We start from the raw sequence: 11,881 nt of genomic DNA, 5'->3' as shown, positions 1-11,881 counted from the left end.
GGCGCCGGGCACGCGGCGAACGGCCTAGTCGGTGTTCTCGCCCAAGGGAACCACGAGTCCGATCCCTTCGGCCGCCACGGCGATGGCGCGGTCGAAGAACGCCGCCTGGTCCCGGACGCTGTCGTGGGTACGGCTGAAGACCTGGAACACCAGGAGCCCGATCAGATTGCTCCACAGCACGATGCCGCGCTCGATGATGTCCGAGAACGGTGCCTCGGGCGCCCCGCCGAAGACCTCCACCGCCGTAGGCAGGAGCACCGACGGCCCGGGCAGCGGCCGCGGGGGCGGGGTGAGTTCACCGGCCTCCAGCGCTGACCGGATGATCGCGCCCAGCGCCTCGGGGGTGCGCGAGGCGGGCTGCACCGTCTCCTGCGGGGCGTCGTACCCCGGAACCGGCGAACCGTAAATCAGCGTGAACTCGGCCGGGTTGGCGAAGGACCACGCCCGCAGCGCACGCGTCACCGCGAGCAGTCGCGCGCCCGCCGACGCCTGCGCGTCCAGGGCGGCCTGGTCAGCCTGCTCCATCGCCGCGCCGGAGGTGTTGTAGGCATCGATGACCAACGCGGTCAGCAGGTCGTCCCGATGAGGGAAGACGGCTGCCACGTCCGTAACGGCAAGACCACTGTCGGCGGCAACGGCCTCCAGAGACAGCCCGCCGGCGCTCAGTTTCACCAGCAGCTGGCGCGCGGTGGCTTTGACGGCCTCCTGCCGCCTGGTGTTCGCATCGCCCGTGCTCGTTCCGGAAACATCCATGGCCAAACCGTACCTGTCGGCCACAACGGTGATCGGCCCGGTTGCCCAACCATCCCGGCCGGGCACCGAGATCCGGCCACCTCGCCCTCGAACGGCAGGAGCCCGAGCGGCGGTCGGCTGCGAACAGCCACCGGCAGATGGGACACATGACGGGCAAGCCCCCCGACGACTCCGCACAACGAACAGGCCCCAGGCCATTGCCCCGGGGCTGGAACCCTGGAGCGGGTGACGGGGAGCGAACCCGCGCTCTGGGCTTGGGAATCAGCGGGAGCTCTGAGCGCGTCGAAGGTCAGGAACTCGGCCCCTCTGACGGTGGGCGGGATCCGGATGCGAAATCCGGCGCCGCCGGCCGCTTTCCGGGCCGTGTGAGTCCTCGGCGCCGTCGGATCTTCCGTCCGGCCAGGCCGAGTCGGCCGCGATCTCCGCGATGGTGTTCACCGAGATGCGCCACCCCTCGCGCACAAGCGTGATCCATGCCTTCGGGGAGCCGTAGGTGCCGCCCGACGCCTCGAAGGTCTGATGGATCGCGTCGGCCAGCAGGCCCCGCCGCACCTCGCGGGCGGTCGTGGGCTTGTCGCGCCACTCGTAGATCCACGACGCGCTCCCGCCCAGGCCGCGGCGTGCGCGATGTTCTGCTCGGCCTTGCAGCCGCAGATCACCCCCGGCCACCTGGGCCGGGTCCGCGAAAGCTACTTCACCCACCACGCCGTGCAGCGGTTGAGGACATCACGCTCCATCCCCATCTCCTGGATGGCGCTTGTTCTTCTCTTCTTCTCCGACATCTCCCGCCACAGCCGCTCCAGTTCGGCGCGCTCGGCCCCTCGCAGCCTGCACCCTTCGGCGGCTGTGGTTGCGGGACGGCCGGAGGAGGCCGAGCCGTTGCGGCGCCACCGCGAGACCCAGCTGTCCAGCGTGCCCGGAAGATGCACGCAACCGTCGGGCCGTGGCGGTGTACTCCTGCGCGATGACATGGCGATGGGGCGTGCATGCCGGACATTCGGGGGGCCGCGACGCCCCCATGTTCGAGGCGGGTTCGACGGGAGTTCGAGGGGCGGGTCGGAGAGTCGGGGCGTTCGATGTGCACACCCAGCAGCGAGGAGAGCCAGGCCATGCCCCTGCAGACGATCCGGGAGGGCCGGTGGCCACACCGCGGTACGTGATGGCCGCCGCCCTTGTGTCCTGGCTCTGCCAAGCGCTGGCCGGCATGGCGGGCCTCTGGTTCGCCGTGCCGGATCCGTTCGCCGAGGAGCCGCCGCAGCCGTCGGGACCGCCGCCCGGCCACCCCGAGCGGTTGTGCGCCGATGTGCCGCTGAGCAGGACGGAACTGGCCCTGCAGCGCCAACTGCGCCGGAAGTGACGCGGGTTGGCCTCGCTCGCAGAACTCGTCACAGACAGGACGTCCGTATGAACCACGCCGACACACCGCCCTCCATCGAGGAGCGCGTCACGGAACTGGACCGCATCAAGGCGGCCGCCGTCGCCGGACCGAGCGAGCGCGCCACGCAGGCGCAGCACGCGAAGGGCAAGCTGACCGCGCGTGAGCGCATCGACCTTCTGCTGGACCCGGGGACCTTCCAGGAGGTGGAGGCGCTCCGGCGGCACCGCGCCACCGGCTTCGGACTGGAGGACCGGCGCCCGTACACCGACGGTGTGGTCACCGGCTGGGGTCTGGTACACGGCCGTACGGTCTTCGTCTACGCGCACGACTTCCGGATCTTCGGCGGTGCGCTGGGCGAGGCGCACGCCGAGAAGATCCACAAGGTGATGGATCTGGCGGCGGCTGCCGGCGCGCCGCTGGTCAGCCTGAATGACGGTGCCGGCGCCCGGATCCAGGAAGGGGTGTCGGCGCTCGCCGGCTACGGCGGGATCTTCACCCGCAACACTCGGATGTCCGGAGTGATCCCGCAGATCAGCGTGATGCTGGGGCCTCGCGCCGGAGGTGCGGCGTACTCGCCGGCGTTGACCGACTTCGTGTTCATGGTGCGCGTGTGGCAGTGACCTACCACAGCGGCAAGGACGCGGCTGAGGAGACGGCGGAGCAGGTCGCGGCCCTCGGCGGAACGCCGCTGGTGGTCCGCTACGACCTGGACGACGAGCAGGCAATCCGGGAGGCCGTCGGGCAGGTCGGTTCGGCGTGGGGCGGCATCGACGTACTGGTGCTGAACGCCGTGGTCTGGGGCGACGCGATCCCCCGTCCAGGCCGGCCGCAGCCGCCGTTCGAGGAGGTGCCTGCCAGCCAGTGGCAAGAGACGCTGCGCACCTCGGTGGACGCCGTGGTCACCCCGAGGCGCTCGTAGAGGCCAGCCACACGCCGATGGAACGTTCGCAGCGATACGCCCAATTCACGTGCCCGGGCAAGGTCCTTTCCCGGCTTGAGGATAAGAGCCAAGAGTTCTTGGTCAGCGGATTCCAGGCAGAGATGCCCTTCCGTGAGCTGCCCGAGTACGGTGGCCTGTTCCCATGCCTGCGAGAAGAGCCCCCGCACCACGGCGACCAGATCAGACTCCTTCGTAATCATGGCACCACCCTCCAGGTCTTCGCTGTTCGTATAGCGGAGGGCTGAACGGTTGTCGCAGATCAGCAGGTTGCTCTTGAGCTCCGCCGTGGTCCGGATCCCCGCTCCGGCAGCGTTGATCTGGCGGATGTATGCACGAGTCGAAGCATCATCCAACGCGGCCGAGTCAAACAGATAGCGTATGGCCACACCCCGCCGAATCCAACGGAGCGTCAGATATTCATGAAGCTCGAAGCGGGCGGGTGTCAGCCGATCCAACCGGAGGGCGGCAAGTACTTCACGATGGGTGGCGAAGGCCAGGTCTTCGATCTGTTCGCGCACTTCCGCTGCGCTGCTCAAGCGGCGTATGTGGATGCCATCTTGACGCTGACCCCCCGGCGCCGTATCGATACCGTTAAGAAGTGGTTCCCCGTTAAATATATTCCCCCATAAGGCCCGTTAGGGCCCCTGCATGCGACTCGGCCTGGTCAGGACTCGTCCGCTCGATCGTGATGAGCCGGAATCAACCTCCTCAATCATCATGAGTCGGAATCAGTCCCTTGAATCATAATGAGTCTGAGATGGGTATTCCACTACTCTCACCTGGAGTTCGCAGGTACATACCAAGGGCTACACCCAGCACCACAGGCAAATATGCGCCATGTTTTGCTGTACTTACACCGGAACGACGGAGAGACGAAGTGCCATGCCGCACGTTCGAGGTCAAATGAAAGGGTTTCCATCGATGATCCAATTGCCGCTACAGAACCGCCCGTCGCCCCCTGATCTCGAGCCCGTCAGAAGCGCCATCCAGGACGCACTCAATGACGCCAATGAGTCGGAACATCCGGGTTTGCGAAGGGCGCTCGACATTGTGGACGAGTTCGCCTCCACCGACCGGTCCGCCGCCACGGAGGAGTGGGCACGGAAGGCGCTCGCCGTTGCCGGGGTCGACCCAAAGGCCAAGGAGATCAAGGCAGTCCAGGCCCTCCGGGCGGCACGGCCGAGCCTGGGGATGAAGGAGGCCACCGCCCTCGTTCGATCCCTCAGGTCGTAGCTCCCGCGATCGGACCCGAGCCGGCTCCCCTGAAGCCTGTGAACCGCCCCGGGAGCCGGATTTCGAAGTCGGCTCCCAAATGGCTCCCAAGAGGGTCCTGGAAACGAGTCAGGGGCCTGATCCACTGAGTGGATCAGGCCCCTGACCTGGTGTTCCTTCAGTCGGGGTGGCGGGATTTGAACCCACGACCTCTTCGTCCCGAACGAAGCGCGCTGCCAAGCTGCGCTACACCCCGAAGCAACGAGCTCTACTTTAGCGGACTGATCCCCGTACGTGAAATCCGGTTTCGGCCGGCGGGGGAAACCGCTCTGACCTGGGGTTTTGTGAGGCTGGCGCGACGGGGGCGAGAGGCGGGGGAGTGGGGGAGTGGGCGGCCTGAGGGGGCAAAGTGACGCAGGTCACCCGGAATTCGGGGTGGTCCGGTGCCGAACGGCGGTCGGGACGCCTCCCGCGAACGCGCCGGCGCCCGGCCCCTGAGGTGCGGGGCCGGGCGCCGGTGTGGTGCGGGGTGGTTCAGTCCCGGGGCGTCAGCGTCAGGAGGGTGGCCTCCGGGGGGCAGGCGAAGCGGACGGGGGTGTAGCGGTTGGTGCCGCAGCCTGCGGAGACATGGAGGTAGGAGGTGCGGCCGGCGGTGGTGTGGGTGGAGAGGCCCTTGGCGCGCCCGGTGTCGATGTCGCAGTTGGTGACGAGGGCGCCGTAGAAGGGGATGCAGAGCTGGCCGCCGTGGGTGTGGCCGGCGAGGATCAGCGGGTAGCCGTCGGAGGTGAAGGCGTCCAGGGAGCGCAGGTACGGGGCGTGCACGACGGCCAGCGAGAGGTCCGCGCCGGATTCCGGGCCGCCGGCGACCTCGGCGTAGCGGTCGCGCTTGATGTGCGGGTCGTCCAGGCCGGTCAGCGCGATCTCGGTGCTGTCCAGCTTGAGGCGGCCGCGGGTGTTGGAGAGGTTGACCCAGCCGGCCGCGTCGAAGGCGTCGCGGAGCTCCTCCCACGGGTTGTGGACGACGCCGACGGCCGGTGCGTTGCCGTTCAGGCCGTGCCGGCCCTGGGCCTTTTCGAGGAGGTAGCGGGCGGGGTTCCGCAGCCGGGGGCCGTAGTAGTCGTTGGAGCCGAAGACATAGGCGCCGGGGAACTCCATCAGGGGGCCCAGGGCGTCCAGGGCCTCCGGGACGCCCTCGGGGTCGGAGAGGTTGTCGCCGGTGTTGACGACGAAGTCGGGGCGGAGCCCGGCGAGCGACTGGAGCCAGCGCTGTTTCTTGCGCTGCCCGCTGACCATGTGGATGTCGGAGACCTGCAGGACGCGCAACGGCCGCATGCCACGGGGCAGTACGGGCACGGTGACGCGTCGCAGGCGGAAGGAGCGGACTTCGTAGCCGGCGGCGTAGGCCAGACCGGCCGCGCCGACCGCGGCAAGGGACAGGGGGACTCCGTATCGCGCGCGCATGGGTCCATGGTCGCAGAGTGGGCGCGGGGCGCGGCGGGGTGGTGATCTTGTCGGCTCCGGGCGCCTCGGTGGGGCGTGGGGGAGAGTTCCTGGTGAACAGGCGGGGCACCAGCGGGAAAAGGCGCGGCGGTTGTCGGTGGGTGGGGGCATACTCGACGGTATGACCACGCTCAAGGACAAGCTCCGGGACGACCTCACCGCCGCGATCAAGGCGCGCGACGAGCTGCGTTCCTCCACCCTCCGTCTGACGCTGACCGCGATCAACAAGGAGGAGGTGGCGGGCACCGAGGCGCGTGAGCTGTCCGACGGCGAGGTCGAGAAGATCATCGCGCGGGAGGCGAAGAAGCGCCGTGAGGCCGCCGAGGCGTTCGACAAGGGCGGCCGGGCCGAGCAGGCCGAGCGCGAGCGGGCCGAGGGCGAGGTGCTCGCCACCTACCTGCCCAAGCCGCTGACCGACGGCGAGCTGGAGGCACTGGTCGCCGAGGCGGTCGCGGAGGCCGGCGCCGAGGGCCCGAAGGCGATGGGCGCCGTCATGAAGATCGTCAACCCGAAGGTGGCGGGCCGGGCCGACGGCGGCCGGGTCGCCGCGATGGTGAAGAAGCTGCTGGCCGGCTGACGCGCGGCCGGGGGCGGGCGGCAGGCCCGTCCGGCCCGGTGTGGAAACGCGGAAGGGGGCGCCCTCCTCAGGAGGGCGCCCCCTTTTTTCTGTGCTCCGGTTTCCCGCGCTCCGGACCGCGGCCGGATCAGCGGCTCACCGGCCGCTCACCAGCCGCCGTCCCCGCCGCCCAGGATGTCGGGGAAGCCGGGGAGGTGCCAGCCACCGCCGGGCTTGTCGCCGCCCTTGCCGGGGTTGGACTTCGGGCCCTGCGGCTTGCCCTTGCCCTTGCCGTCGTCGTTGCCCTGGTCCTTGGGGGCGCCGATCGGGACGGTCGGCAGCGTCGGGGCCGGGCGGCCGGCCAGCGCGCCGGACATCAGGTCACGCCAGATGGGACCGGGGGTGTCGGCGCCGTAGACCTTGTCGTGGGAGACGCCGCCGATGGTGATGTTGTACATCTGGCGCTGGTGGCGGGGGTCGCCGACCCAGACGGCGCCGGCCGCGTTCGGGGTGTACCCGACGAACCAGGCGGCGTAGCGGCGGTCCGTGGTGCCGGTCTTGCCGGCGCTGTCGCGGCCGCTGAGGCCGGCCTGCTTGCCGGTGCCGTCCTCGACGACGCCCTTGAGGAGGGTGTTGACGGTGTCCGCGGTCTTCTTGGACATCGCGCTGCTGCAACTGGTCTTGGGGACGTTCAGCGCCTTGCCCTGCGCGTCGGTGATCGACTCGATGGCGACCGGGGAGCAGTAGGTGCCCTCGTTGGCGAAGGTGGCGTACGCCGAGGCCATGTTCAGCGGGGACATCTCCTGGCCGCCCAGCGCCATGGAGGGAACCTGCTTGAGCGGCTTGCCGTCGGCCCGCTGGAGCCCCATCTTCTGGGCCATCGTGACCGCGGGGCAGATGCCCATGTCGCTGATCAACTGCACGTAGTAGGTGTTGACCGACTTCGCGGTCGCCTCCTTCATGTCGTACGGGCCGACTTCCTTGGGGTCCTCGTTGTTGACGGTGTCGTCGCCGTCCCAGGTGCCGGTGCAGGTCTGGACCGGCTTCGGGTACGCCATCTTGAACGGCGAGGAGTACTGCTGGTCCGGGGCGATGCCCTGCTCCAGGGCGGCCGCCGCGATGATCGGCTTGAAGGTCGAGCCGGGCTGGTAGCCGGCGCCGCCGCCCATCTTGTGGTCCACCGAGAGGTTGATCTGCGTCTGGTTGGTGCCGAAGCCGTACGGGCGGGACTGGCCCATGCCGAGGATCTTGCCGGTGCCCGGCTGGACGACGGTGCTGGCGCCGGCCACCGGGTCGTCCTCGTAGACGTGCCGGCTCAGCGACGCCTGGATCGCCTTCTGGGTCTGCCGGTCCAGCGTGGTGCGGATGGTCAGACCGCCCTGCATCCAGCGCTTGGAACGGACCTCCCGGGTCGCCCCGAACGCCTTGTCGTTGAGCAGCACTTCGCGGACGTAGTCGCAGAAGAAGCCGGCGCCGTCGGTGGCGGTGATGCAGCCGTTCTTCGGGCGGCTGACCTTCAGGGTGATCGGCCGGGCGGCCGCGGCGTTCGCCTCGGCCCGGGTGATGGCCTTGAGGTCGGCCATCCGCCGCAGGACGGTGTTGCGCCGCGCCGTCGCCGCCTGCGGGTGGTTCACCGGGTCGTAGCGCGTGGGGGACTGGACGATGCCGGCGAGCAGCGCCGCCTCCTCCACGCTCAGGTCCTTGGCGTGCTTGCTGAAGTACCGCTGGGACGCGGCCTCGACGCCGTACGCCTGCTCACCGAAGAAGGTGATGTTGAGGTAGTTCTGGAGGATCTTGCGCTTGCCGAGCTTCTCCTCCAACTTGATCGCGTACTTCAGCTCCTTGACCTTGCGGCCGAGCGTCTGCTGGGTGGCCTGGGCGACCTTGTCCGGGTCGTCGCCGGCCTCCTCGACGAAGACGTTCTTCACATACTGCTGGGTCAGCGTGGACGCGCCCTGGGAGACGCCGCCCGACTGCGCGTTCTGGTTGACCGCCCGCGCGATGCCCTTCAGGTCGATGGCGCCGTGCTGGTAGAAGCGGGCGTCCTCGATGGCCACGATCGCCTTCTGGATGTACGGCGACATGTCCTTGAGGCCGACGACGGTGCGGTCGCGGGAGTAGACGGACGCGATGGCGCCGCCGTCGGCGTCGAGGATCGTGGTGCGCTGACTGAGCGGTGGGGTCTTGAGATTGGCCGGGATGTCGTCGAAGCCCTCGACGGACGTCTTGGCCACGAGGCCGAGCGCCCCCGCTGCCGGGAGCGCGAGCCCGGCGAGGACGGCTCCGGCAAGGACGCTGACACCGAGGAACTTGGCGGCTTGCTGGGTCCTGGACTGACCCCTGCCCTCGCGCTTCTTAGCCATGAGGGCAGCCTACGTTCTCATTCGCCGGACAGGGGCGCACCTGTTCGTTTAGCCTGTTCCCGTCTGCCGCGGCGGACGGTTACGCCTCGGTTCGTCAACCCCGGCTCCCGGCACGGGCACTGTCTCATATGCCCGTCGTGTGCCGGAAATCCCTTGCCACTACGGCGAAGTGTCCCGCTTGGGAGATAAGTGACGAATGTCGTGCGGTCACTCCGTTGGGTGATCTGCCGCGTACGCATAGTCCGTTCGGGCCATTCAAGATTGGGCCCGAAGGAGGTGTTGCGCCCTGCCTGCCTTCCGTAACGTCCTCAACTGGCAACGGTGAATATGCCGTTTGCCGCCGTGGGGGAGCCTCGATTCGGGAGAGGACGGCGCCAGCATGGGCTGGGTAACCGACTGGAGTGCACAGGCAGCCTGCCGCACTACCGATCCGGATGAACTGTTCGTGCAAGGGGCGGCGCAGAACCGCGCCAAGGCGGTGTGTACCGGGTGTCCGGTGCGCACGGAGTGCCTGGCCGACGCCCTGGACAACCGGGTGGAGTTCGGTGTGTGGGGTGGGATGACGGAACGCGAACGGAGGGCGCTGCTGCGCCGCCGCCCGACGGTGACGTCATGGCGCCGGCTGTTGGAGACCGCACGCACGGAATACGAGCGGAGCACGGGCATGCTGCCGGTGGACTGCTCGGACGACGCCTTCGACGACGAGTACGCGGCGGTCGGGTAGGGCCCACCGCCGGCCGGCGCGGGGCCCCACGGGGCCGCGGACGCCGGTCAGTCGCAGGTCACGTCCGGCCGCAGTGTCAGGCGGTCGCCGATCGCGCGCAGGCCCGCGAGGTCGTGGACGTCGCCGGGCAGTGCGGCGACCTCGGCCACCGGCACCTCCGGGTGCAGTGCGGTGAAGCGGTCGCGGGTGCGTCGTTCGCGCGCCAGGACCTGCATGCGTTCCGCGTGCAACCGCAGCAGCCCGGCGGCGAGTTGCTCCGCCGAGGCCGAAGGGGATGCCGCATGCTCCGCGGCGGCGGGGGAGGGGCCGCCGGGGGTACCTGCTCCAGTCTTCCCGTCGGTGAGATCCACAATGCCGTCCGGGCCAAGATTTTCGACGACCGGTGAAGTGGCGTCGTCAGAAGCGGAGTTGGGGCTTCCGTCGGGGTCCGCCGGCTCTCCGGCGTCCTCCGGCGCGCGGTCGGTGAAGTCCTCCGTCAGTGCCTCCGCCGCGGCCAGCGCGCGCTCGGCGCTGAGCTGGGCCGCGCCGCTGCCGTGGACGCGGTTGAGCACCAGCCCGGCCAGCGGCATCTGCTCGGCGGCCAGCCGCTCGACGAAGTACGCCGCCTCGCGCAGCGCGTCCCGCTCCGGCGCGGCGACCACCAGGAACGCCGTACCGGGCGCCTGGAGCAGGCGGTAGGTGGCGTCCGCACGGGTGCGGAAACCGCCGAACATGGTGTCCATCGCGGCCACGAACGTCTGGACGTCCCGCAGGAGTTGGCCGCCCATCAGCTTGCTGAGGGTGCCGGTCATCATCGACATGCCGACGTTGAGGAACTTCATGCCGGCCCGCCCGCCGACCTTCGCGGGCGCCATCAGGACCCGGATGAACTTGCCGTCCAGGAAGGAGCCCAGCCGCTTGGGCGCGTCCAGGAAGTCCAGCGCGGAGCGGCTCGGCGGGGTGTCCACGACGATCAGGTCCCACTCGTCGTCGGCGCGGAGCTGGCCGAGCTTCTCCATTGCCATGTACTCCTGCGTGCCGGCGAAACCGGCCGACAGGGACTGGTAGAACGGGTTCTCCAGGATGGCGCGGGACCGCTCGGCGTCCGCGTGGCCCTCGACGATCTCGTCGAAGGTGCGCTTCATGTCCAGCATCATCGCGTGGAGTTCGCCGCCGGCGGCCTCGTCGACGCCCTTGACCTGGCGGGGGACGTTGTCGAGCTCGGAGATGCCCATCGACTGCGCCAGGCGGCGGGCCGGGTCGATCGTCAGCACCACGACCCTGCGGCCGCGCTCGGCGGCGCGCACCCCCAGCGCCGCGGCGGTGGTGGTCTTGCCGACGCCGCCCGAGCCGCAGCACACCACGATGCGGGTGCCCGGGTCGTCGATCAGCGCGTCGACCTCCAGCCAGGGGGCCGAGGCGTCCAGCGTCGTGTCGTCGCAGGTCATATGGGCCCCTGTTTCCGCAGGTCTCTGGCCAGGCCGTAGAGCCCGGCGAGGTCCACCCCCTCGGGGAGCAGCCCCAGTTCGTAGGTGGGCAGGCCGAGGTCGGTCAGTGCGGCGTGCTGGGCGCGCTCCAGCTCGACCCGCTCGGCGTGCTCGCGCGCCTGCTCCAGCAGGGGGTCGATCAGGCGCTCGGCCAGGCCGCCGCGGCGGGCGCCGCCCAGCCCGGCCTGCGAGAGCGCCTTGGCGATGCCGGTCCGGGCGCCGCGGGCGGCGACCTCCAGATCGCCGTTGTCCAACAGGGCGGGGCGGGTCATGTTGATGACCACGCCGCCGACCGGGATGCCGGCGTCCCGCAGCTCGACGATGCCGTCGGCGGTCTCCTGGACGGGCATCTCCTCCAGGAGCGTCACCAGGTGCACCGCCGTCTCGGGCGACTTCAGGACCCGCATCACGGCCTGCGCCTGATTGTGGATCGGGCCGATCTTGGCCAGGCCGGCGACCTCGTCGTTGACGTTCAGGAAGCGGGTGACGCGGCCGGTGGGCGGGGCGTCCATCACGACCGCGTCGTAGACGAACGCGCCGCTTTTGTCCTTGCGGCGGACCGCCTCGCACGCCTTGCCGGTCAGCAGGACGTCCCGCAGGCCGGGGGCGATGGTGGTGGCGAAGTCGATCGCGCCGAGCTTCTTCAGGGCCCGGCCGGCGCCACCGAGTTTGTAGAACATCTGGAGGTAGTCCAGCAGGGCGCGCTCGGCGTCGATGGCCAAGGCGTGCACCTCGCCGCCCCCTGGGGCCACCGCGATCTTGCGCTCCTCGTAGGGAAGCGCTTCGGTCTCGAACACCTGGGCAATGCCCTGCCGACCCTCGACCTCGACCAGGAGGGTACGGCGTCCCTCGGTGGCGAGGGCGAGGGCGAGGGCAGCGGCGACCGTGGTCTTTCCGGTGCCGCCCTTGCCGCTGACGACATGGAGCCTGCTCACGGCTAGGAGCCTAACCAGTCCGCGTCCGGCTCACGCACGGGATACGCCTGGGAG

General features: G+C 69.7%; 12 protein-coding genes, 1 tRNA gene and 1 pseudogene. 7 read left to right on the top strand and 7 right to left on the bottom strand.

Translation table 11 applies throughout. The features are described 5' to 3' along the window. Nucleotides 1-24: 24 nt before the first annotated feature. Together ACIQE0_RS08540 and ACIQE0_RS08535 are read right to left on the bottom strand one after the other, a co-directional pair. Nucleotides 25-753: a TetR-like C-terminal domain-containing protein gene (locus tag ACIQE0_RS08540; protein WP_402330308.1), complete on the bottom strand. Its 729-nt coding sequence runs from the start codon at nt 751-753 to the stop codon at nt 25-27. Nucleotides 754-1,442: 689 nt separating this feature from the next. Then, nucleotides 1,443-1,682, bottom strand: coding sequence for a transposase (locus tag ACIQE0_RS08535; RefSeq protein WP_402330000.1), 240 nt, complete (start codon nt 1,680-1,682; stop codon nt 1,443-1,445). Nucleotides 1,683-1,891: 209 nt separating this feature from the next. Here ACIQE0_RS08535 and ACIQE0_RS08530 point away from each other — a divergent pair, with 209 nt between their 5' ends. From ACIQE0_RS08530 to ACIQE0_RS08510, 5 genes and pseudogenes are all read left to right on the top strand, one after another. After that, the gene (locus ACIQE0_RS08530) at nt 1,892-2,110 is read left to right on the top strand and encodes a DUF6059 family protein (protein ID WP_402329998.1); all 219 of its coding nucleotides are present in this window, start codon (nt 1,892-1,894) and stop codon (nt 2,108-2,110) included. A 47-nt stretch (nt 2,111-2,157) separates the two neighbouring features. Next, a pseudogene (locus ACIQE0_RS08525) lies at nt 2,158-2,739 on the top strand (carboxyl transferase domain-containing protein); the annotation flags it as partial. Nucleotides 2,740-2,741: 2 nt separating this feature from the next. Then, a complete protein-coding gene (locus ACIQE0_RS08520; RefSeq protein ID WP_402329997.1) occupies nt 2,742-3,050 on the top strand; it encodes an SDR family NAD(P)-dependent oxidoreductase in 309 nt (102 codons plus the stop codon). 440 nt (nt 3,051-3,490) lie between these two features. Further along, entirely contained in the window at nt 3,491-3,700 is a 210-nt protein-coding gene (locus ACIQE0_RS08515; RefSeq protein WP_402329995.1) for a hypothetical protein, read from the top strand. A gap of 292 nt (nt 3,701-3,992) precedes the next feature. Further along, nucleotides 3,993-4,304 carry a hypothetical protein gene (locus tag ACIQE0_RS08510; RefSeq protein ID WP_402329993.1) on the top strand — a complete coding sequence of 104 codons (312 nt, stop codon included), beginning with the start codon at nt 3,993-3,995 and terminating at the stop codon, nt 4,302-4,304. Nucleotides 4,305-4,465: 161 nt separating this feature from the next. Here ACIQE0_RS08510 and ACIQE0_RS08505 read toward each other — a convergent pair. Continuing rightward, nucleotides 4,466-4,539: transfer RNA gene (locus ACIQE0_RS08505), tRNA-Pro, on the bottom strand. Between the two features lie 278 nt (nt 4,540-4,817). Then, nucleotides 4,818-5,744: a metallophosphoesterase gene (locus ACIQE0_RS08500; protein WP_366331379.1), complete on the bottom strand. Its 927-nt coding sequence runs from the start codon at nt 5,742-5,744 to the stop codon at nt 4,818-4,820. A 160-nt stretch (nt 5,745-5,904) separates the two neighbouring features. Between ACIQE0_RS08500 and ACIQE0_RS08495 the strand changes: the two genes are divergently transcribed. Beyond that, nucleotides 5,905-6,360, top strand: coding sequence for a GatB/YqeY domain-containing protein (locus tag ACIQE0_RS08495; RefSeq protein ID WP_366331380.1), 456 nt, complete (start codon nt 5,905-5,907; stop codon nt 6,358-6,360). 146 nt (nt 6,361-6,506) lie between these two features. Here ACIQE0_RS08495 and ACIQE0_RS08490 read toward each other — a convergent pair whose 3' ends face one another. Continuing rightward, nucleotides 6,507-8,702: a transglycosylase domain-containing protein gene (locus tag ACIQE0_RS08490; RefSeq protein ID WP_402329990.1), complete on the bottom strand. Its 2,196-nt coding sequence runs from the start codon at nt 8,700-8,702 to the stop codon at nt 6,507-6,509. Between the two features lie 379 nt (nt 8,703-9,081). Here ACIQE0_RS08490 and ACIQE0_RS08485 point away from each other — a divergent pair, with 379 nt between their 5' ends. Beyond that, complete coding sequence (locus tag ACIQE0_RS08485; RefSeq protein ID WP_366331382.1) at nt 9,082-9,426, top strand: WhiB family transcriptional regulator; 345 nt, start codon at nt 9,082-9,084, stop codon at nt 9,424-9,426. A 47-nt stretch (nt 9,427-9,473) separates the two neighbouring features. On the opposite strand, the gene ACIQE0_RS08480 is transcribed toward ACIQE0_RS08485, so the two are convergent. Then, nucleotides 9,474-10,853: an ArsA family ATPase gene (locus ACIQE0_RS08480; protein WP_366331383.1), complete on the bottom strand. Its 1,380-nt coding sequence runs from the start codon at nt 10,851-10,853 to the stop codon at nt 9,474-9,476. Next, the gene (locus tag ACIQE0_RS08475; protein WP_366331384.1) at nt 10,850-11,827 is read right to left on the bottom strand and encodes an ArsA-related P-loop ATPase; all 978 of its coding nucleotides are present in this window, start codon (nt 11,825-11,827) and stop codon (nt 10,850-10,852) included. Before ACIQE0_RS08475 ends, ACIQE0_RS08480 begins: the two co-directional genes overlap by 4 nt. Nucleotides 11,828-11,881: the final 54 nt, after the last annotated feature.

The organism is Streptomyces sp. NPDC093097, assembly GCF_044754325.1.
Lineage (GTDB): Bacteria > Actinomycetota > Actinomycetes > Streptomycetales > Streptomycetaceae > Streptomyces.
This window is presented reverse-complemented; position numbering and strand designations above follow the sequence as displayed.

Excerpts from the sequence above, each read along its gene's own strand:
- ACIQE0_RS08495 (WP_366331380.1), top strand. The coding sequence starts at position 5,905 with ATGACCACGCTCAAGGACAAGCTCCGGGACGACCTCACCGCCGCGATC.
- ACIQE0_RS08510 (WP_402329993.1), top strand. The coding sequence starts at position 3,993 with ATGATCCAATTGCCGCTACAGAACCGCCCGTCGCCCCCTGATCTCGAG.
- ACIQE0_RS08500 (WP_366331379.1), bottom strand. The coding sequence starts at position 5,744 with ATGCGCGCGCGATACGGAGTCCCCCTGTCCCTTGCCGCGGTCGGCGCG.
- ACIQE0_RS08485 (WP_366331382.1), top strand. The coding sequence starts at position 9,082 with ATGGGCTGGGTAACCGACTGGAGTGCACAGGCAGCCTGCCGCACTACC.
- ACIQE0_RS08515 (WP_402329995.1), top strand. The coding sequence starts at position 3,491 with ATGAAGCTCGAAGCGGGCGGGTGTCAGCCGATCCAACCGGAGGGCGGC.
- ACIQE0_RS08540 (WP_402330308.1), bottom strand. The coding sequence starts at position 753 with ATGGATGTTTCCGGAACGAGCACGGGCGATGCGAACACCAGGCGGCAG.
- ACIQE0_RS08480 (WP_366331383.1), bottom strand. The coding sequence starts at position 10,853 with ATGACCTGCGACGACACGACGCTGGACGCCTCGGCCCCCTGGCTGGAG.
- ACIQE0_RS08490 (WP_402329990.1), bottom strand. The coding sequence starts at position 8,702 with ATGGCTAAGAAGCGCGAGGGCAGGGGTCAGTCCAGGACCCAGCAAGCC.